The organism is Nocardioides plantarum, assembly GCF_006346395.1.
Lineage (GTDB): Bacteria > Actinomycetota > Actinomycetes > Propionibacteriales > Nocardioidaceae > Nocardioides > Nocardioides plantarum.
The window spans coordinates 485,540-505,547 of record NZ_VDMS01000002.1; the positions used below are offsets into that span (position 1 = coordinate 485,540).

Sequence of the window (20,008 nt, forward strand, 5' to 3'; positions counted from 1 at the left end):
GATGCGTGGACCGCGCGTGAACAGAAGTTGCCTGTCAGGTCGCTCCGCTCAGCCGGTCGGCGGCACCGGGACGACGTAGGACCGCTCCTGACCGAACACCGCGAACCCGGCACGGCGCAGGATCGGTCCGGAGGTCTCGACCCGGCCCTTGACCAGGGCGAGTGCCGCACCGTGCTCGACGGCGTGGTCGAGCCGGGCGGCGAGAACGGCGCGGTAGACGCCGCGGCCCCGCGCGTCGGGCACCACGCCGCCGCCCCAGAGCCGGGCGACGCCGTCGACCAGAGTCAGGCCGCCGGAGCCCACGGGGCGGCCGTCCAGGTAGGCCAGCGCGCACGCCGCGCGTCCGGACGCGAGGTCGTCGGCCGCTTCGGCCGCGAGCCGGGACACCGTGTCGTCGTCGGGCATGGAGCCCTCGTCGAAGGCCTCGATGCCGACTCTGATGGCGTCGCGGGTGGTGGCCTCGTCGGCCTGCCACCGCATCTCGACGTCGTCGGGTACGCCGAGCACGGGCGGCCCGCCGGCCAGGTCGAGCGCGAACACGTCGACCGTCTCGTCGAGGGCGGCGCCACGCGCCTGCAGCGCCGCTTCGAGTCCGGCCGGCGCGTCGAGCTTGACCCACACGACGAGCTCGTCGAAGCCCCAGGCCCGGACCTGGCCGCCCACCTCGTCGAGGGTGTCCTCGACGGCCGAGGCCGGGTCGAGGCGGATCAGCCCGGGCCGGGCCACGAAGTAGTCGGGCCACCGCACGAGCAGGTAGTCGTCGGTCTCGACGGTGGTGGCATCGGCGGGGTACCAGGTCCAGGCGGCGCTGGCGGCCGCCACGGCGTCGGGAGTCATGCGGCGATCCTGCCCGGTGGGTCCTGGTTCGTCGTGGGGCCCAGGGCTGGGTGAGCGTGCCGATGGCCCCGCTGCCTTGGATGGGCGGCGGGGTCTCGGGGCGGTCAGGTTCGTCGGCGCCGGTCGACGAGGTAGGTCGCGCTGGTGGGGCTGGTCCACTCGTAGCGGCCTGGCTCGATCACCCGGTATCGCCACCTGCCGTGGGTCTTGGCGCGGTGATGCCGCCGGCAGAGCATGGCGAGATTGCTGACCGCGGTGGGTCCGCCGGCCTGCCAGGGAACGATGTGGTCGAGGTCGACGTGACGTCGGTTGCAGCCGGGGAAGACGCAGGTCCGATCGCGCAGCATGACGTGCTCACGGATCGCCTCGGTGGGCCGGTAGGCCGGCGTGCTGGGGTCGGTCCTGAGGTCGATGACCGGCTTGACCGTGACCGTGGTCCCGGCGGCCTCGCACCACTGCCGGACCTGCTCGACGAGGACCGGGGACTGGGTGTTGTCGACCAGACCGGGGTCGTCGGGGTCGTTGCCGTCGAGGTGGACGAACAGGGTGACGCCTCGTCCGGTGCCGCTGGTGAGCTCGCCGGTGTCCAGGTCGAGGGTCCGTTGCAGGCGGGCCATCTCACCCAGGGCCTGCGAGCGTCGCACGTCCAGGGTCTCGGTCGATCCGAGGTCGGCCAACGTCTGCGCGCCGTCGCGCAACGCGGTCTCGAGGTCGAGGGCATCGGACAGGTCGAGGGTCGCGCGCATGTCGATCGTCCCAGCGGTCCGGGCGTCTCGTAGGTCGAGCGTCGCGTGACGGAACTCAGCAGCACTGAGGCGGAGCCGCTCCGCCTCCTCGGGATCGAACTGCGCACGAGCAGCGTCCACGGCCCGGTCGACCTGGGCCCAGGAGCAGGAGTGCAGGAACGGGGCGATCACCCGGTCGACGTGCTCGGCCCCTCCAGGAGGAAGGCTGATGGTCTGCTCGGCAACCCGGAACGCCTTCCACACCGACACCTCGAGTGCCACGACCCGGGCGAACAGGCGCGGGAGTCGGTGGCGCAGCTCGAGGGCCTTGCCGAGGTAGGCCAACCCCGCGTCGGACGACCCGCCCAACGACAGCGCGAGATCGAGTGCCGAGAACTCCCCGATGACCGGGCACCCGGACCCGCCGAGGTGCAGCGCCGGCTCGACCATCGGGTCCAACAGCGCGGCCGCTTCCTCGTCGCCGGCGACGTGGGCGGCGGCCCAGTCGAGCACGGCCGTCAGCTTGGCCACCTGGACGCGGGACTCGGCCTCACTCTGGGCGCACACCGAGGCGAGCAGCGGGTCGCTGCTTGCCGCGGTCTCGGCGTGCCTGTTCTTCATATTTTCGAATTTATCAGCGGCCACCGACAGTCTTGAGCGATGAGGTTCGGCGCGGTCGGCTGCACCCGGTGACGCCGATGATCGGGCCCGCAGATTGTGTTCTGATACCCCAGGTCTCGAAGTCGCGCCGAGAGTGCCGATCGGCTGAAAGACTGTGCAGATGCCAGGTTTGCCGTCTCCGACTCGCCCGGATGCCATCCACATCGAAGTGGACATCGCCGTCCCAGAACTGTCGACCTACGCCGAGATCGCTCGACGATGGATGACTGACGGACCTGCTGCCCTTGCGGCTCCTCAGGTGCGGGACACCCTTGCGACAGTGAGCACTACGAAGTCGCTCTCGCGGCATCAAGGCCGGTTGGGCGAACGTGGGACACCCTGGGGATCGGTCATCATCGCCCCGTACTCGCGCCCACGAACGCGAGGCCCCAGCCTCTACGCCTTCTCCCAGGTGACTTACGACAAATTCCTGAAGCGTCTCGGCACCGAGATCCCGGAGCGGGCCGAACTGAGGTTCTCGCGACTCGGCGACTTCGGGACCCCCAACGCCGGCGACTGCTTCAACTTCTTCGCACACCTGGAAGATCCGTCCGGAGAAGAGCCACCGGACCTATTGAGGCTGATCGCCCACCACCCGCTCAAGAAGCCCGACGCCGAGATCCCTGACGAGACAGCAAACCGCTGGGCCGACTTCGCATCAACGTTCCTGGCCGAACTCAACGTCCCAGTGCTCTACGGGCACGTCGCCAACGACGTGCACGACACCCAAGGAGGCACTGCCTTCGAGGAAGAGACACCCGGCCTGCTGGAGTTCAGCGCCTTCGAGTCTGGCCGCCTACGCGGGTACTCGTGGGTTACGGTCATCACGGCGAGCCAAGCCCGCAGTCTGGGAGGAGTCGCCTCGCTAGGTTCATCGCGGGCGTTCTCAACGGTCTCTGAGACAGCATCGGGAGCCGTAGTGCTTCGAGCAACCGAGAGGCTCTGCGACTACACCGACGAGGCCGTCGAAAAGGTCTGGACCGCACTCGCCCCGATCCTTCCGCACGGGGTCGTGCCCAGCCCTCAGGATCCGCTGTCGGATGGCCCCCTGCCTCGGCTGATCTTGCGAGATGCCGCCGAAGCCTGAAGGCCACCCAGACCATGCCGCGCTGCGGCTCCGCCCGCTGGTGCCGCGGATGTCGCGCACTTGCGCCACGCTCGAACTCCGCTCGCCGAGCACGTACGCGGACATGCGTACGACGACGCGCTCGTGTCCGCCGGCGCGACCCGTGACGCCATCAGCAGAGCCCTCCATGACCCAACCCCCATCCACCCAGCTCGAACTACGCGTCAGCACGAGCCGCGGACCTCAGGTCGCACGCACCGGCTCCGGACCCGCAGCCGGCGAGCGACGAACTCGAAGAGAGCGCAGTCGCCACGCCGTGGTCAGGACGATCGTCAGGCAGACCGCGGCGGCCACGAGGTCGTCCACGAGCTCGCGGTCGGCGGTGACCGAGGTGTCGTAGGGCTCGGACCAGAACGGCATCACCAGGCCGACGAGGATCGAGCCCGTCGCGAGGGCCACGGCATGGCGCGGCCGCCAGTGTGTGCTGCGCGACCAGGTGCCGACGACCGTGGCGACCCCCACGATCACGAGGACGCCGACCACCAGCGCGGCCGTGGTCTCGCCGGGCAGGTAGAGCAGGTAGCCCAAGAACCCGACGGCCACGAGCACCCAGGGCGGGGGAACCCTCGTCGTGGTCACCGGCCATCGTCGCCACAGCACGCCGGCGACCACCAACGCGACGACGACACCGGCGGCGGCGAGGGTCTGCACGGGCCGGGCCTGGAACCCGTGGCCCTCCTCGTCCTTGACCCCCACGTGGTTGAGCACCGAGGCCAGCACGTAGACGACGCCCACGACCCAGGTGGCCCGCCGCGACAGCCACGGCTCGGCCGCCCGCCGTGACCAGCACTCGGCGACCACGATCGGGGCGGCCATGCTGGCCACCACGTGGCCGGTGACGAAGGCGACCAGGTAGTAGAGGCTGACGTCGATGCCGTCCACGTGCGCCGGGTGCTGGAAGTCGAAGCGGCCGTACGCCGGGTTGAACAACGACTGGTCGACGATGCCGGCCTGCAGGACACCGAACGCGGCACCGAGCAGCAGGATCGTCGGCCAGCCGCGCCCGGTCCGACGGGCGACCTCGCGGATCAGCAGCGCGGCCGACCCGTACATCGGGGCCAGGAACAGCAGGACGAGCGGGATGTCGGTGAACGGGAAGCCGCCCCAGGCCATCTCCGCGAACCAGGGGGCCAGCAGCACGAGCGCCAGCGCCGGCGCCCACCTCGTCGTTCGCACCGGACCGACGCTAGGCCGGCGCGCGGCCCGGGGACATCGACCGAACGTCGTGACCCGGGTGTCGAAAGTCGTAACTACTCGGCGGCGGCGAGCTGACCGCAGGCGGCGTCGATCTCGCTGCCGCGTGTGTCGCGGATCGTCGTCGGGATGCCCTTGGCCTCGAGCCGGCGGACGAACTCGGTCATGTCCTCGTCGCGCGAGCGCGTGAACCGGGAGCCGGGCACCTCGTTGAGCGGGATCAGGTTGACGTGGACCCAGCCCCAGTCACCGCGCATCAGCACGTCGGCGAGCAGGTCGGCCCGCCAGGCCTGGTCGTTGATGTCGCGCATCATGGCGTACTCGATGCTGACGCGTCGCTTGGTCGTCTCGGCGTAGTGGAACGCCGCGTCGACGGTCTCGGCGACGGAGAAGCGGGTGTTGATCGGCACCAGGTCGTTGCGCAGCTCGTCGTCGGGTGCGTGCAGGCTCAGGGCCAGGGTGACGGGGATGCCCTCGTCGGCCAGCTGGCGCATGCGGGGAACCAGCCCGACGGTCGAGACGGTGATGCCGCGCGCGCTCATGCCGAGCCCGTCGGGGCTCGGGTCGACCATGCGGCGTACGGCGCCGATGACGGCCTTGTAGTTGGCCAGTGGCTCGCCCATGCCCATGAAGACGACGTTGGAGATGCGGGTGGGACCGCCCGGGACCTCGCCGCGGGCCAGGGAGCGGGCACCGGCGACGACCTGCTCGACGATCTCGGCGGTCGACATGTTGCGCTGCAGGCCGCCCTGGCCGGTCGCGCAGAACGGGCAGGCCATGCCGCAGCCGGCCTGGCTGGAGACACAGATGGTGGCCCGGTCGGGGTAGCGCATCAGCACCGACTCGACGAGCGCACCGTCGAAGAGCCTCCACAGCGTCTTGCGGGTCGTGCCCTTGTCGGCCTCCGAGGTGCGCAGCGGCGTCATCAGCCGCGGCAGGAGCGTGGCGACGAGCTCGTCGCGCTGCGCGGCCGGCAGGTCGGTCATCTCGGCGGGGTCGTCGACCAGCCGACCGAAGTAGTGCGTCGAGAGCTGCTTGGCCCGGAACCCCGGCAGGCCGTTGGCCTCGAGCAGGGCCTTGCGTCCCGCGGAGTCGAGGTCGGCGAGGTGGGACGGCGGCTTGCGGCGTCCGCGCGGCTCGTCGAAGACCAGCGGCAGGGCGGTGGTGCCGGCGGGCGGGGCGGGAGTCTCGGTCATGACGTCACCGATTCTCCCACCCGGCCGCACGCGTTCCTAACTGAGCGGAACCACGTCGGCAGCGCCCATGCGGGCGGCGTCGGCGGTGGCGTCGTCGGGCATCTGCTGGCTCTCGAGCTCGGCCTCCACCCGCTTGAGGTAGTGGTCGACCTCCAGCGCGCGCTGCTCGTCGCTCCACCCGAGGACGGACGCCATGAGAGCAGCGCTCTCCTCAGCGGCGCCGACGCCTCGGTCGAAGGTCTCGATCGAGATGCGGGTACGACGGGTGAGCACGTCGTCGAGGTGGCGTGCGCCCTCGTGGCTGGCGGCGTAGACGACCTCGACGCGCAGGTAGTCGGCGGTGCCGGCCAGCGGCTCCCCCAGCGTCGGGTCGGCCGCGACCAGGTCGAGCAGCTCGTGGACCAGCGAGCCGTAGCGGCCGAGCAGGTGGTCGATCCACACCTCGTGCAGGCCCGAGGACTCCGCCAGCACGTGGCGGGAGTTGACCAGGGCGTCGTAGCCCTCGGCGCCCAGGAGCGGCACCTTGGCCGTCACCGACGGTCCGACCTTGCGGTCGAAGACCGAGGACATGCCGAAGACCGCCTCGTCGACGGCGTCCTCGGCCATCACCCGGTAGGTCGTGTACTTGCCGCCGGCGACGACCACCAGGCCAGGCGCGGGGTGGGAGACCGCGTGCTCGCGCGACAGCTTGGACGTGGCCTCCGACTCGCCCTCGAGCAGCGGCCGCAGCCCGGCGTAGACGCCCTCGACGTCGGCGCGGGTGAGCGGGGTGTCGAGCACCGCGTTGACGTGGTCGAGGATGTAGTCGATGTCGGCCTGGCTGGCGGCGGGGTGGGCCTTGTCGAGGGTCCACTCGGTGTCGGTGGTGCCGATGATCCAGTGTCGGCCCCACGGGATGACGAAGAGCACCGACTTCTCGGTGCGCAGGATCAGGCCCACCTCGGAGCGGATCCGGTCCTTCGGGACGACCAGGTGGACGCCCTTGCTGGCCCTCACGTGGAAGAGGCCGCGCTGCCCGCCGAGGTCCTGGGTCTCGTCGGTCCACACCCCGGTGGCGTTGATGATCTGCTTGGCGCGAATCGTCACCGTGGTGTCGTTGTCGAGGTCGCGCACGACCGCGCCGGTCACGCGCTCGCCCTCGCGTAGCAGCTCGACGACCCGGGCCCGCGAGGCGATCCTGGCGCCGTAGGCGGCCGCCGTACGGGACAGGAACATGGTGTGGCGCGCGTCGTCGACCTGGGCGTCGTAGTACTTCAGCGCCCCGACCAGCGCGTCCTTGCGCAGCGACGGCACCAGCTTGCGGGCACCACGGCGGGTCAGGTGCTGGTGGAGCGGCACCCCCGCGCGGCCCGAGACCCGCGACATCGCGTCGTAGAGGGCGACGCCCGAACCGGCGTAGAAGCGCTCCCAGCCGCGGTGCTTGAGCGGGTAGAGGAAGGCCACCGGGTGCACCAGGTGCGGGGCCAGCTCCTGCAGCAGCAGGCCCCGCTCCTTGAGTGCCTCGGCCACCAGCCGGAAGTCGAGCATCTCCAGGTAGCGCAGGCCTCCGTGGACCAGCTTGCTGGAGCGGCTCGAGGTGCCGGACGCGAAGTCGCGCGCCTCGACCAGCCCGACCTTGAGACCGCGGGTCGCGGCGTCGAGCGCGCTGCCCGCGCCGACGACCCCACCCCCGATCACCAGGATGTCGAGCTCCTCGGCCGCCATGGCCTGGAGGGACTCCTCGCGGAACTCGGGCGACAGGGCGACGGACCTCATGTCAGGACAACCTCTCGTGCTTCGTGGTGCGGGTGGCGTGCGTGGGATGGTGCGACCGGGGCTCGGCCGCTCAGTCGACGTCGACCCAGTCGAGCGTGCGGGTCACCGCCTTCTTCCACTGGGTGTAACCAGCTTCGCGCTGCTCGTCATCCCACTGTGGCGACCATCGCTTCGCCTCGTTCCAGTTCTCGCGCAGCTCGTCGGTGTTGTTCCAGAAGCCGACGGCCAGGCCCGCGGCGTACGCCGCCCCGAGCGCGGTGGTCTCGGCCACCACGGGCCGGCTCACCTCGACGCCGAGCACGTCGGCCTGGATCTGCATGCACAGCTCGTTGGCGGTCACGCCGCCGTCGACCTTGAGCACCTCGAGGGTCACCCCCGAGTCCTTCTCCATGGCCTCGGCCACGTCGCGGCTCTGGTAGCAGATCGACTCCAGGGTGGCGCGCGCCAGGTGGGCGTTGGTGTTGAACCGCGACAGCCCGACGATCGCTCCGCGCGCGTCGGAGCGCCAGTAGGGCGCGAAGAGCCCGGAGAACGCCGGCACGAAGTAGACGCCGCCGTTGTCGTCGACCTGGCGCGCCAGGGACTCGCTCTGCGCGGCCCCGCTGATGATGCCGAGCTGGTCGCGCAGCCACTGCACGGCTGAGCCGGTGACGGCGATGGAGCCCTCCAGGGCGTAGACGGGAGCGTCGTCACCGAACTTGTAGCAGACCGTGGTCAGCAGACCGGACTCCGAGCGGACCAGCTCGGTGCCGGTGTTGAGCAGCATGAAGTTGCCCGTGCCGTAGGTGTTCTTGGCCTCGCCCGGCGCGAAGCACACCTGGCCGACCGTGGCGGCCTGCTGGTCGCCGAGGATGCCGGTCAGCTTGACCTCGCCGCGCAGCGGACCGTTGGCGCGGGTGGTGCCGTAGCCCTCGGGCTCGCTGGAGGACCGGATCTCGGGCAGCATCGCGCGCGGGATGTCGAAGAGCGCGAGCAGCTCGTCGTCCCACTCGAGGGTCTCGAGGTCCATCAGCATGGTGCGGCTGGCGTTGGTCGGCTCGGTGACGTGGACGCCGCCGTCGGTGCCGCCGGTGAGGTTCCAGATCAGCCACGAGTCGGTGTTGCCGAAGATGGCGTCGCCGGCCTCGGCCGCCTCGCGCACGCCGTCGACGTTCTCGAGGATCCACTGGATCTTGCCGCCGGAGAAGTACGTCGCCGGGGGCAGCCCGGCCTTGCGCCGGATGAGGTCGCCGTGGCCGTCACGCTCGAGCTTGCTGGCGATGCGGTCGGTGCGGGTGTCCTGCCACACGATCGCGTTGTAGTAGGGCTGGCCGGTGTTCTTGTCCCACACCACCGTGGTCTCACGCTGGTTGGTGATGCCGAGGGCCACGAGGTCGCTGGCCTTGAGCTTGGCCTTGCTGAGCCCCGACTGGATCACCGAGCTGGTGCGCTCCCAGATCTCCACCGGGTCGTGCTCCACCCAGCCGGCCTGCGGCAGGATCTGCTCGTGCTCCAGCTGGTGGCGCGCGACCTCGTTGCCCCCGTGGTCGAAGATCATGAAGCGGGTGCTGGTGGTGCCCTGGTCGACTGCTCCGACGTACTCGGCCATCGATGACTCCTTCGTGTGCGTGCGTGCGGGTGTGGGTGTGACTGGTGCCGGCAGGGATCAGCCGCGAGCGTTGGTGGGCTCGCTCACCGCCTCCTCGTCCTGGGCGGTGTCGTCGGTCAGGTGGATCTCGACGAGCACCTTGAACAGCGCACCGCCGATCAGCCCACCGATGATCGGAGCCACGATCGGCAGCCAGAAGTAGAGATCGCCGTTCTGGTCGGAGAGGGCGTCGCCGTATCCCGTGATGAGCGAGGCCAGCCGCGGGCCGAGGTCACGCGCCGGGTTGATCGCGTAGCCCGCGTTGGCCCCCCACGCCATGCCGAGCGCGACGACGAGCAGCCCGACGATGACCGGGCCCAGGTTGGCCAGCGGCGGGTTGTTCCAGGCCGTGGTGAGGGCGAAGACGACGAAGACCAGGATCGCGGTGCCGACCACCTGGTCGAGGAAGGCCGTCGAGATGCTGAAGCCGTCGATCCCGTTGCCGGGCAGGGTGGAGAAGATGCCCTGGGTCTTGATGGTGTGTCCGGGGTCGACGGTGCCGATCAGCTCGGCGTAGCTGGCACGCACGATGAGCGCGGCCACGAAGGCACCGAGGGTCTGGGCCAGGATGTAGGGCGCGACCTTGGCCCAGGAGAAGCCCTTGAAGGCTGCCAGGGCGATCGTCACGGCCGGGTTGAGGTGGCCGCCGGAGAGTCGGGCACTGACGTAGACACCCAGGGTCACCCCGATGCCCCAGGCCCAGGCGATCGAGTCGTGGTCGCCGAGCGACCCGTCGCTGCTCGTGGCGACCTGGGCCACGACCGCGGTGCCGAAGAGGATCAGGATCATCGTGCCGGCGAACTCGGCGCAGAGTTCGCCGACCAGGGGGTTACGGGGTTTCTTCACGGGTGACTCCTCCCAGTCCGGCGCCGCCGTGGCGCCCGTCACACCGTGCACCGTGGTCGGGCGCCGTGCCCAGGGCGGTCGTTCGACAGTCTCGAACGCGCGTTCGTCATCGTCGAACGTCTACGCTGATCCGGTGCCCGGCACCATCCAGTCCATCGAGCGCGCCGCGGCCGTGCTGCACTTCCTCGGCGCGGTCCCCGAGCCGGTCGCCCTCGGCGAGCTCGCCCACGCGCTGGGGCTGCCGAAGCCCACGACGCACGGCATCGTGCGCACCCTCGTCGGGGTGGGCTTCGTCGTGCAGCACCCCGAGACCGGCCACTACGCGATCGGGACCGGCCTGACCCGGCTCGGCGAGACGCTCGACCCCCACCTGCTGCGCTCGCGGGCGGCCAACTGGGCCGACGGCCTCGTCGCCCTGTCGGGCCTCGAGGTCGAGCTCGGGATCCTCACGGGAGGCACCGTCGAGCTGCTCCACCACGTCTTCCGGCCCGACGGCTCGCCCCAGCGACTGCGGGTCGGCGAGCGGCAGCCGCTGCACGCCACCGCCCTGGGCCTGGCGCTGCTGGCCTTCGCCCCGGCCGCCTCGCGACCGCGGGACCTGGTGCTGACGTCGTACACCTCGGCCACCGTCACCAGCGTCCTGGAGCTGACCCGGTCGGTGCAGCAGACCGCGCGGCGCGGCTGGAGCCTGGCCGACGGCACCCACCGCCCGGGGATCGCGTCCCTGGCCGCCCCGATCCGGCACCACGCCGGTCTCGGGGTGGGCGCCCTGGCGGTCCTCGGCCCGCGCGAGCGCGTGCTCACCGGCTCCGGCGAGCCGCTGCCCGGCCTCGTCGAGCAGGTCGTCGGCGCTGCCGCCGCGGTCTCGGCCCGGCTCCAGGAGCGGTTGTGACCCGGCTCCACCCCGGCGCGCGGACCCACGTCGCCGCGATCGACCAGGGCACCACGTCGACCCGGTGCATGATCTTCGACCGGCGCGGCCGGATGATCGCCGTCGCGCAGCACGAGCACCACCCCTCGTTCCCGCGGCCCGGCTGGGCCGAGCAGGACGCCGCGGAGATCTGGCTCAACACCCTGCGGGTGCTGCCCGAGGCCCTCGCCCAGGCCGGTCTGCAACCCTTCGAGCTGGCCGCCGTCGGCATCGCCAACCAGCGCGAGACGACCATCGTGTGGGACCGCGCGACCGGCCGCCCCGTCGCCCCGGCCATCACCTGGCAGGACACCCGCACCTCGGCGATGGTCGAGGAGCTCAACCGCGGGCCCTCAGCGGCCCTGTTCCGCGAGGTCTGCGGCCTCGCCCCGGCCGGCTACTTCGCCGCGCCCCGGCTGCGCTGGCTGCTCGACCACGTCCCCGACCTGCAGCGGCGCGCACGCCTGGGCGAGGTGGCGTTCGGGACGGTCGAGAGCTGGTTGATCTGGAACCTCACCGGCGGTCCCGACGGCGGGGTGCACGTCACCGACGTGACCAACGCCAGCCGGACCATGCTGATGGACATCCGGACCCTCCAGTGGGACCAGCGCCTGCTCGACGCACTCGACATCCCGCGCGAGGTCCTGCCCGAGATCCGACCCAACGCCCAGGTCTACGGCACCTGCGCGGTCGGCCTGCCCGGCGTACCGATCGGCGGGGCGTTCGGCGACCAGCAGGCCGCCCTGTTCGGCCAGACCTGCTTCGCCGCGGGCGAGGCCAAGTGCACCTACGGCACCGGCGCGTTCCTGCTGATGAACACCGGCGACCGGATCACGACCTCGGAGCACGGGCTCATCTCGACCGTCGCCTACGCGCTCGACGACCAGCCGCCGCGCTACGCGTCCGAGGGCTCGATCGCCGTCGCCGGCGCGCTCGTGCAGTGGTTCCGCGACTCGCTGGAGATGATCCACTCCGCGCCCGAGATCGAGACCCTCGCGCGGCGCGTCGAGGACAACGGCGGGTGCTACATCGTCCCGGCGTTCGCCGGGCTGTTCGCGCCCCGGTGGCAGCCCGACGCGCGCGGTGTCGTGGTGGGCCTGACCTCGTTCGTCACCCGGTCCCACCTGGCCCGCGCCGTCCTCGAGGCCACCGCCTGGCAGACCGCCGAGGTCGTCGAGGCGATGGTCGCCGACACCGGTCTGCCGTTCACCGGCCTCAAGGTCGACGGCGGCATGACGGCCAACCACCTGTTGATGCAGTACGTCGCCGACGTGCTCGCGATCCCGGTCGAGCGGCCGCTGGTCGCCGAGTCGGTCTCGCTGGGAGCGGCGTACGCCGCTGGCCTCGCCGTCGGGTTCTGGCCCGACCTCGAGGGGCTGCGCGACAACTGGCACCGCGCCGCGCGGTGGGAGCCCACGATGAGCGAGGCCCTGCGGCGTCGCGAGCGCAGCGGCTGGGACCGCGCCGTCGAACGGACGCTCGGGTGGGTCGTCGACGGCGACCCCGGGTGAGCCCCCCCTGCTGGCCGGCTGCCGACCGATGCCGGCCGGCCCGGTCAGCCGTCGTTCTTGAGCAGCAGCCAGAACGTCAGCGACGCGACCACGGCGATGACGGCCGGGGTGGTGAGCACCCCGAACAGCATGTAGCGGGCGAACCGGCGGGTGCGGGGCACCGCGACGAGCCCGAGGGTGACCACGAGCAGCACCCCGACGGCGACGAGCAGGATCCACGGGTGCTCGCCGACGTCGTAGCCCAGCACCAGGTCGAGGATTGCTCCGAGCAGGCCACCGAGGACGACGACGAGCAGCACGCCGGTGAAGAAGCCCGCGAGCGGCGTGAACACCGGGTGGTCGCGGTGCCGGGTGCGCGGCCGGTCGCCAGCGTCGGCCTCGGCGTCGGTCGCGTGGACGGTCTCGTCGGTGCTCATCAGGGCGATCGTAGGGCCGCGGTCCGCACGCTCACGGCACGTCGACCCGCAGGACGTCGGGCATGGCGAGTCGCCCCCATCGCTCGAGGTCGGGCTCGGCCCCGGTGAGGGCGGCGACCAGGGCGGTCCAGGCGGTGCCGTGGCCGACGAGCACGACGTCCTCCCGGGGGTGCGCGGCCAGGACCGGACCGACGGCGCCGACCACCCGCTCGCGACAGGTGTCCATCGGCTCCCAGCCCGGCGCGGCCGGCTCCCGTGGGTGGGCGAACGCCCGGCGCACCGCGTCGGGGAGGTCGTCGACCCAGGCGCTCCCCCGCTCCTGCTCGCGCAGGCCCTCGACGATGCCGACCGGGGCGTCGGTGAGCAGCTGGGCCGTCTCGACCGCCTTCGGCTCGGGCGAGGTGTACCACGCGGCGTGCTGCGGGAGCCGCTCGCGCAGCGCCCACACGTCGTCGAAGCCCGCGGGGTCGAGCGACCAGGTCGCGGCTGGTCGGCCCCGCTCGAGGAGCGGACGGCCGTGCCGGACCAGGTGGAGGGTCGTCATCGCCCGGCCGGCTCGGACAGCAGGTAGGCGAGGCCCGCGACGAGGCCGACGACGGCGGCCACCGTGACCGCGGTCCCGACGAGGCAGCCGATCGCGAGGGACAGCCACCAGCGACGATGGGCGACCAGGACCAGCGCCGCGAGCAGGGCGGGCAGCACCGGCCAGGCGACCAGCGCCACCAGCATCCAGTCGTCGAGGACCACCCCGGCGCCGCGCAGGGCGGCGTACGCGACGACGACCAGCAGCGGCCCGATCGGCAGGCCGGTCGCGAACCCGCTGCGGTCGACCGTGCCCCGGGGACCGGCGCGGTCGGCGGCACGCTCGGCGGGCATCAGGTGAAGACGAGGTAGTGGAGCAGCAGCCAGATCGGCGCGATCGTGGCGAGCAGCGAGTCGAGCCGGTCCATCAGGCCTCCGTGGCCCGGGATGACCTGGCTCATGTCCTTCAGACCGAGGTCGCGCTTGATCACCGACTCGCACAGGTCGCCCAGAGTGGCCATCACGACCGTGATCAGGCCCAGGCACAGGCCCACCCACCAGTCGCCGTCGAGCAGGAAGACGACGAGCACCCAGCCGGCGCCGACGCAGGCCAGCAGCGAGCCGACGAACCCCTCCCAGGACTTCTTGGGCGAGATGACCGGTGCCATCGGGTGCTTGCCGAACAGCACGCCGGCGATGTAGCCGCCGATGTCGGAGGAGATGGTGACCAGGATGAACGCCAGGATGCCCTGGACGCCGTCGTTGTCGAGCCCGCCGCCGTCGCGCCCGCCCTCGGCGAGCATGAGCGCGACGAACGAGCCCAGGAACGGCACGTAGACCAGCGTGAAGACCGACGCCGTCGCGGTCTTGACGTAGCCGTCGATGCCCCGGTGGAGCAGCCACAGCATGACCACGAGCGCCGTGACCGCCGTGGCGGTGACCAGGGCGTCGGTGCCCCAGAGGTAGGCGACCACGACCATCACCGCACCGCCGAGCATGAGCGGCTGCTCGGGCAGGTCGACGTCGTGGGCCAGCAAGCCCTGGCGGAGCTCCCAGATCGCCACCACGACCGCGATGACGACGATGGCCATGAAGGCCGGCTTCCACACGGCCAGCGACGCGGCGATCGCGCCGAGCAGCACGATCGCCGACAACACGGCGGCTCGGAGGTCGCGACCGGCCCGCCCGTGGTCCTTCTGGGGCGGGGCTGTGGGGCCTGACTCCGTCGTCATGTGGCGTGGCGCGGCGAGGTCTCAGACCTCGAGCAGCTCGGACTCCTTGTTCTTCAGCATCTCGTCGATCGCGTCGGTGTGCTTCTTGGTCACGCCGTCGAGCCGCTTCTCGGCGCCGGTGACGTCGTCCTTGCCGACCTCGCCGTCCTTCTCGAGCTTCTCGAGGTTCTGCTTGGCGGTACGACGCAGGTTGCGCACGGCCACACGGCCGTCCTCGGCCTTGGTGCGGGCCAGCTTGATGTAGTCCTTGCGACGCTCCTCGGTGAGCTCGGGGAACACGCAGCGCAGCACCCGGCCGTCGTTGGCGGGGTTGACGCCGAGGTCGGAGTCGCGGATGGCGCGCTCGACGTCGTTCATGGCGCTCATGTCGTAGGGCTGGATCATGATGATCCGGGCCTCGGGAGCGGTGAACGACGCGAGCTGCTGCAGCGGCGTCGGCGACCCGTAGTAGTTGACGACGATCTTGCTGAACATCGCGGGCGTCGCCCGGCCCGCCCGGATCGCGGCGAACTCCTCACGTGTCGCCTCGACGGACTTGTCCATCTTGGTGTCGGCCTCGTCGAGGATGTCCTTGATCACGGGTGTTCCTTCCGGTGGTGGTGCTGGCTGCTGGTGCTCGGGGCCGGTCGCGGCGCTGGCGGGGACGACCCGGGGGTCAGTCGGCGGTGACGAGCGTCCCGATCCTCTCACCCTGGACCGCGCGCAGGATGCTGCCGGGCTCGCCCAGGCCGAAGACGATCAGGGGCAGCTTGTTCTCGCGGGCCAGCGTGAAGGCCGTCTGGTCCATGATCCGCAGGCCGCGCTCGATCGCCTCGTCGAAGGTGATCTGCTCGATCCGGGTGGCCGTGGGGTCGACCTTGGGGTCGGCGGTGTAGATGCCGTCGACGCCATTCTTGTCGAACAGCACCACGTCGCAACGGCTCTCGAGCGCCCGCTGGACCGCGACGGTGTCGGTGGAGAAGAAGGGCATGCCCATGCCGGCACCGAAGATGACGACCCGGCCCTTCTCCATGTGGCGGATCGCCCGACGCGGGATGTAGGGCTCGGCGACCTGGCCCATCGTGATCGCGGTCTGGACCCGGGTGTCGATGCCGAGCTTCTCGAGGAAGTCCTGCAGCGCCAGGCAGTTCATCACGATGCCGAGCATGCCCATGTAGTCGGCTCGGACCCGGTCCATGCCCCGCTGCTGCAGCTCGGCGCCGCGGAAGAAGTTGCCGCCGCCGGTGACGATCGCGACCTGGACGCCGCTCTGGGCGACCGCGGCGATCTCCCGGGCAATGCCCTGGACGACATCGGGGTCGACCCCGACCTTGCCGCCACCGAACACCTCACCCGAGAGCTTGAGCAGGACTCGCTTGTAGCCGGTCATCGGGTCCTTCCGTCCGCGGATCAGGTCGGGAGCGAGGCTACCGGCCGGGCCGCGCTCCCGCACCGCCGGTCGTGCTGCCGGTCGGGCCCCGCGGCGTACGACGTCGAAAACGCCAGCAACGCCGCCCGGGGGCGACGCTGCTGGACAGGTGGATCAGGTGGTGCGGCGCGAGAGCGTCAGGCGCCGACCTCGAAGCGGGCGAACCGCTTCAGGGTGGTGCCGGAGTCGTCGAGGACGGCCTGGACCGACTTCTTGTTCTCGGTCACCGACGGCTGCTCCAGCAGGACGACGTCCTTGAAGAAGCCGTTGAGCCGACCCTCGGTGATCTTGGCGATCGCCTGCTCGGGCTTGCCCTCCTCACGCGAGGTCGCCTCGGCGATCTCACGCTCCTTGGCGACGACGTCGGCGGGGACCTCGTCGCGGGTGAGGTACTGCGGGCGCATGGCCGCGGCCTGCATGGCCGCCGCGCGAGCCGCGTCGGCATCGCCGTCGTACTCGACCAGGACGCCCACGGCGGGCGGCAGGTCGGCGGCACGCTTGTGCATGTAGACGACCGTCGGGCCCTCGAAGTAGGCGACCCGACCGAGCTCGATCTTCTCGCCGATCGACACGGCGAGGTCGTCGACGACCTCGCCGACCGTCTTGCCGTCGAGGACGACGGCCTTGAGGGCCTCGGTGTCCGCGGCCTTGGCCTGGTCGGCCGCCTCGGCGATCCGCTGGGCGGCCGCGACGAACGGCTCGCCCTTGGCGACGAAGTCGGTCTCGCAGTTGAGCTCGACCAGGGCGCCACCGGAGGTGGCGACCAGACCGGCCGACGCCTCGCGCTCGGCGGCGCGCTCGGCCATCTTCTTGCCGCCCTTGATCCGCAGGATCTCGACGGCCTTGTCGAAGTCGCCCTCGGCCTCGGTGAGGGCCTTCTTGCAGTCCATCATGCCCGCGCCGCTCTGCTCGCGGAGCTTCTTGACGTCAGCGGCGGTGATGTTCGCCATGCGTACTCCTTCGTACGGGTGGAAGGGTGATCAGGACTCGGTGGTCGCCTCGACCGGGGCCTCGGCCTCGGCGGGGGCGGCCGGCTCGTCGGCCGGGACGGCCGACTCGGCGGGGGCCTCGGTGACCTCGGGAGCGTCGGTCGACTCGGTCGCGACCGCAGCGGCCTCGGCACCCTCGGACGACGCACCGGTCGCCTCGGAGGCAGCGGCCTCGGGCTCGGCGGAGGTGGCGGTCTCGGCAGCCTTGGTGGCGTCGCCAGCCAGGAGCTCGCGCTCCCACTCGGCCAGGGGCTCCTGCACGGCGGTGGCCGCGCCCTCGCCGGACTTGGCGCCGGAGCGGGCGATGAGGCCCTCGGCGACGGCGTCCGCGATCACGCGGGTCAGCAGACCGACGGCGCGGATGGCGTCGTCGTTGCCCGGGATCGGGAAGTCGACCAGGTCGGGGTCGCAGTTGGAGTCGAGGATGCCGATGATCGGGATCTTGAGCTTGCGAGCCTCCTCGACGGCGAGGTGCTCCTTGTTGGTGTCGACGATCCACACCGCGGAGGGGGTGCGGGTCATCTCGCGGATGCCGCCGAGCGACTTGTTGAGCTTGTCGCGCTCGCGACGCATCTGCAGCAGCTCCTTCTTGGTGCGGCTGCTGCCGGCGACGTCGTCGAAGTCGACCTCGTCGAGCTCCTTGAGGCGGTTGATCCGCTGGTGCACGGTCTGGAAGTTGGTGAGCATGCCACCGAGCCAGCGCTGGTTGACGTAGGGCATGCCCACGCGGGTCGCCTGCTCGGCGATCGCCTCCTGCGCCTGCTTCTTGGTGCCGACGAACATCACGGTGCCGCCCTTGGCGACGGTCTCCTTGATGAACGCGTAGGAGCGGTCGATGTAGGCCAGCGACTGCTGCAGGTCGATGATGTAGATGCCGTTGCGCTCGGTCATGATGAAGCGCTTCATCTTGGGGTTCCAGCGACGGGTCTGGTGCCCGAAGTGGACGCCGCTCTCGAGGAGCTGGCGCATGGTCACGACTGCCATGGTGATCTTCTTTCCGGTGTCGGACCCGCCGCCGTGCGTGCGCCCTTCGACCGCGTGCGTAGCATCGCGTCGCGTGGGCAGGGCGCACCGGAGGTGGGTCCGGGACTTGTTTTCAGTTCGACGCCGCAGGCGGGTGCCCTTGGCCCTGATGCCCCCGCGTGGTCCGACCGGCCAGGTCGTGGTGACCGGGCGGGACTGAGGACCGACGCCCACGGCGGACCGTGGTGTGAGGGCATGCGAATTCCACTCCGGGGAGTGGTCCCGCCAGCCTACGGGAGCGGGGCGTCCGCCCACGAATCGCGCCGGGTCCCCCGACCTGACCAGGAGTCGTCCACAGGACCGTGGGTCGGCGCCGTCCTCCACAGGCTCGACGCCGAGGGTGCCGCGGGGTCCCCGGCGAGGTCGATGCTCGAGCCATGTCCCCCTCCCCCGGCGGTGGCGTCACCGCCGCCCCGACCCGGCCCCTGCGGCTCGCTGTCGTCGTCCTGGTCGTGCTCGGCACGCTGCTGTCGGCCCTCCTGGGCCTGCCGGTGGCGTCCGGCGCGACCGGCGGTCCGCAGGGGTCGGATCCGGTCGGCGGGTGGCCCCTGGCGCCCGAGCCCGAGGTCGTGGCCGGGTTCGACCCGCCCGACTCGCCCTACGGGAGCGGGCACCGTGGCGTCGACCTCGGCGGCTCCCCCGGCCAGCCGGTGCGCAGCGCACTGCCCGGCCGGGTGTCGTACGCCGGCCCGCTGGCCGGTCGTGGCGTGGTGGTCGTCGACCACGGCACGACCCGCACCACCTACCAGCCGGTGCGCGCGACGGTCTCCGTGGGCGACACCGTGGCCTCCGGCGCCCCGATCGGCACCCTGCAGCTCCCCGGGTCGCACTGCTTCCCTCGCGCCTGCCTGCACTGGGGCTGGATCGAGGGAGCCGACACCTACCTCGACCCGCTGCGTCTCGTCGGCTCCGGACCGGTGCGTCTCCTGCCGCTGTGGCGCGACCGACCCTCCGGCGCCGGACCTCCGGCGGCCCGGGCACCCACTCCCCCGGATCCAGCGGAGCCGTGGCGACGCCTGCTCGACCTGTTCGGCTGAGCGCCGGCGACGACGGGGCTCAGGCGCGTGGGTGCGCCTGCTGGTAGGCGCGGCGCAGTCGGTCGGTGGTGACGTGCGTGTAGCGCTGCGTCGTGGCCAGCGAGGCGTGACCGAGCAGCTCCTGCACCGACCGGAGGTCGGCGCCCCCCTCGAGCAGGTGGGTGGCGGCGCTGTGGCGCAGGCCGTGCGGGCCGATGTCGGGGGCGCCGGGCACCTCGGCGATCCGCCGGTGCACCAGGGTCCGGACCGCGCGCTGGTCGATCCGGCGACCCCGGGCGCCGACGAACAGCGCACCGCCCGCCCCGTCGGCCACCAGCAGTGGCCGGGCCTGGCGCACCCAGAAGTCCAGGGCCCGAGCGGCCGGGCGGCCGAACGGCACGGCGCGCTCCTTGCGCCCCTTGCCGAGCACCCGCACCACGTTGCGGTCACGGTCGACGTCGTCGACGTCGAGGCCCACGAGCTCGCCGACCCGGATCCCGGTCGCGTAGAGGAGCTCGAGCATGGCGATGTCGCGCACCCCCACCGGGCTGCCGTCGTCGGCCGCCGCGACCGCGGCCGCGATCAGGTCGGAGGCCTCGTCGGCACGCAGCACCGACGGCAGGGTGCGGTGGGCCTTGGGCGACCCGAGGCTGGACCCGACGTCGGTCGACGCCCGACCGGTGCGCGCCAGCCAGGCGGTGAACACCCGGGCTGCGGTGGCGCGGCGCGCGATCGTCGTACGGGAGCGGCCGAGGGTCTGCTGCTGGGCCAGCCAGCTGCGCAGGGTGCGGAGGTCGAGCTGGGTGACGTCGTCCAGGCCCCTGCGGCGGGCGTGCTCGAGGATGCCGGCGACGTCGCCGAGGTAAGCGCGCACGGTGTGGGGCGTGAGGTCGCGCTCGGAGGTCAGGTGCCGCTCGTAGTCGGCCAGGACCCGCATCATGGCCTCGGGCAGCAGGTCCTGCTCGGGCTCGTCGGTCATCCCCTGATCGTAGGAGCGCGGGTACGGCGGACCCGT

20 protein-coding genes are annotated in these 20,008 nt (G+C 71.6%); 4 read left to right on the forward strand and 16 right to left on the reverse strand.

Features of this window, described 5'->3' with window-relative positions:
• Positions 1-48: 48 nt before the first annotated feature.
• Positions 49-837, reverse strand: a complete 789-nt coding sequence (locus FJQ56_RS14285; RefSeq protein ID WP_140010220.1) for a GNAT family N-acetyltransferase — start codon at positions 835-837, stop codon at positions 49-51.
• 104 nt (positions 838-941) lie between these two features.
• The gene (locus FJQ56_RS14290) at positions 942-2,183 is read right to left on the reverse strand and encodes an HNH endonuclease signature motif containing protein (RefSeq protein ID WP_140010221.1); all 1,242 of its coding nucleotides are present in this window, start codon (positions 2,181-2,183) and stop codon (positions 942-944) included.
• Between the two features lie 451 nt (positions 2,184-2,634).
• On the opposite strand from FJQ56_RS14290, the gene FJQ56_RS14295 reads away from it, so the two are divergent.
• Positions 2,635-3,309, forward strand: a complete 675-nt coding sequence (locus FJQ56_RS14295; RefSeq protein WP_140010222.1) for a hypothetical protein — start codon at positions 2,635-2,637, stop codon at positions 3,307-3,309.
• A gap of 222 nt (positions 3,310-3,531) precedes the next feature.
• Here the strand turns inward: FJQ56_RS14295 and FJQ56_RS14300 are convergent, their stop codons facing one another.
• From FJQ56_RS14300 to FJQ56_RS14320, 5 genes are all read right to left on the reverse strand, one after another.
• Positions 3,532-4,524: a hypothetical protein gene (locus FJQ56_RS14300; protein ID WP_140010223.1), complete on the reverse strand. Its 993-nt coding sequence runs from the start codon at positions 4,522-4,524 to the stop codon at positions 3,532-3,534.
• A 74-nt stretch (positions 4,525-4,598) separates the two neighbouring features.
• Positions 4,599-5,738 carry a dual-specificity RNA methyltransferase RlmN gene (rlmN, locus tag FJQ56_RS14305; protein WP_140010224.1) on the reverse strand — a complete coding sequence of 380 codons (1,140 nt, stop codon included), beginning with the start codon at positions 5,736-5,738 and terminating at the stop codon, positions 4,599-4,601.
• 36 nt (positions 5,739-5,774) lie between these two features.
• A complete protein-coding gene (locus tag FJQ56_RS14310) occupies positions 5,775-7,493 on the reverse strand; it encodes a glycerol-3-phosphate dehydrogenase/oxidase (protein WP_140010225.1) in 1,719 nt (572 codons plus the stop codon).
• A gap of 70 nt (positions 7,494-7,563) precedes the next feature.
• Positions 7,564-9,081: a glycerol kinase GlpK gene (gene glpK / locus FJQ56_RS14315; RefSeq protein ID WP_140010226.1), complete on the reverse strand. Its 1,518-nt coding sequence runs from the start codon at positions 9,079-9,081 to the stop codon at positions 7,564-7,566.
• Positions 9,082-9,138: 57 nt separating this feature from the next.
• Complete coding sequence (locus FJQ56_RS14320) at positions 9,139-9,966, reverse strand: MIP/aquaporin family protein (protein WP_246084163.1); 828 nt, start codon at positions 9,964-9,966, stop codon at positions 9,139-9,141.
• A 133-nt stretch (positions 9,967-10,099) separates the two neighbouring features.
• On the opposite strand from FJQ56_RS14320, the gene FJQ56_RS14325 reads away from it, so the two are divergent.
• Together FJQ56_RS14325 and glpK (FJQ56_RS14330) are read left to right on the forward strand one after the other, a co-directional pair.
• Positions 10,100-10,858, forward strand: a complete 759-nt coding sequence (locus tag FJQ56_RS14325) for an IclR family transcriptional regulator (RefSeq protein WP_170215414.1) — start codon at positions 10,100-10,102, stop codon at positions 10,856-10,858.
• Entirely contained in the window at positions 10,855-12,387 is a 1,533-nt protein-coding gene (gene glpK, locus FJQ56_RS14330) for a glycerol kinase GlpK (protein WP_281284681.1), read from the forward strand. The genes FJQ56_RS14325 and glpK (FJQ56_RS14330) overlap by 4 nt, the downstream gene beginning before the upstream one ends.
• 44 nt (positions 12,388-12,431) lie before the next feature.
• Here glpK (FJQ56_RS14330) and FJQ56_RS14335 read toward each other — a convergent pair whose 3' ends face one another.
• The 8 genes from FJQ56_RS14335 to rpsB form a co-directional block, all read right to left on the reverse strand.
• Entirely contained in the window at positions 12,432-12,803 is a 372-nt protein-coding gene (locus FJQ56_RS14335) for a hypothetical protein (protein ID WP_140010229.1), read from the reverse strand.
• Between the two features lie 31 nt (positions 12,804-12,834).
• Positions 12,835-13,347: a histidine phosphatase family protein gene (locus FJQ56_RS14340; protein ID WP_140010230.1), complete on the reverse strand. Its 513-nt coding sequence runs from the start codon at positions 13,345-13,347 to the stop codon at positions 12,835-12,837.
• On the reverse strand, positions 13,344-13,679 hold the full coding sequence (locus FJQ56_RS14345) for a hypothetical protein (protein ID WP_140010231.1): 336 nt from the start codon (positions 13,677-13,679) through the stop codon (positions 13,344-13,346). The genes FJQ56_RS14340 and FJQ56_RS14345 overlap by 4 nt, the downstream gene beginning before the upstream one ends.
• Complete coding sequence (locus FJQ56_RS14350) at positions 13,679-14,557, reverse strand: phosphatidate cytidylyltransferase (protein WP_140010232.1); 879 nt, start codon at positions 14,555-14,557, stop codon at positions 13,679-13,681. Before FJQ56_RS14350 ends, FJQ56_RS14345 begins: the two co-directional genes overlap by 1 nt.
• 21 nt (positions 14,558-14,578) lie before the next feature.
• Positions 14,579-15,133 carry a ribosome recycling factor gene (gene frr, locus FJQ56_RS14355; RefSeq protein WP_140010463.1) on the reverse strand — a complete coding sequence of 185 codons (555 nt, stop codon included), beginning with the start codon at positions 15,131-15,133 and terminating at the stop codon, positions 14,579-14,581.
• Between the two features lie 79 nt (positions 15,134-15,212).
• Positions 15,213-15,926, reverse strand: a complete 714-nt coding sequence (pyrH, locus tag FJQ56_RS14360) for a UMP kinase (protein WP_140010233.1) — start codon at positions 15,924-15,926, stop codon at positions 15,213-15,215.
• A gap of 176 nt (positions 15,927-16,102) precedes the next feature.
• Positions 16,103-16,915 (reverse strand): translation elongation factor Ts, encoded by an 813-nt coding sequence (gene tsf, locus FJQ56_RS14365; RefSeq protein WP_140010234.1) that lies wholly within the window; start codon positions 16,913-16,915, stop codon positions 16,103-16,105.
• A 30-nt stretch (positions 16,916-16,945) separates the two neighbouring features.
• Positions 16,946-17,938 (reverse strand): 30S ribosomal protein S2, encoded by a 993-nt coding sequence (gene rpsB, locus FJQ56_RS14370; protein WP_140010235.1) that lies wholly within the window; start codon positions 17,936-17,938, stop codon positions 16,946-16,948.
• Positions 17,939-18,354: 416 nt separating this feature from the next.
• Between rpsB and FJQ56_RS14375 the strand changes: the two genes are divergently transcribed.
• Positions 18,355-19,014, forward strand: coding sequence for a murein hydrolase activator EnvC family protein (locus tag FJQ56_RS14375; RefSeq protein ID WP_140010236.1), 660 nt, complete (start codon positions 18,355-18,357; stop codon positions 19,012-19,014).
• 19 nt (positions 19,015-19,033) lie between these two features.
• Here FJQ56_RS14375 and FJQ56_RS14380 read toward each other — a convergent pair whose 3' ends face one another.
• Positions 19,034-19,972, reverse strand: a complete 939-nt coding sequence (locus tag FJQ56_RS14380; protein ID WP_140010237.1) for a tyrosine recombinase XerC — start codon at positions 19,970-19,972, stop codon at positions 19,034-19,036.
• Positions 19,973-20,008 lie beyond the last annotated feature (36 nt).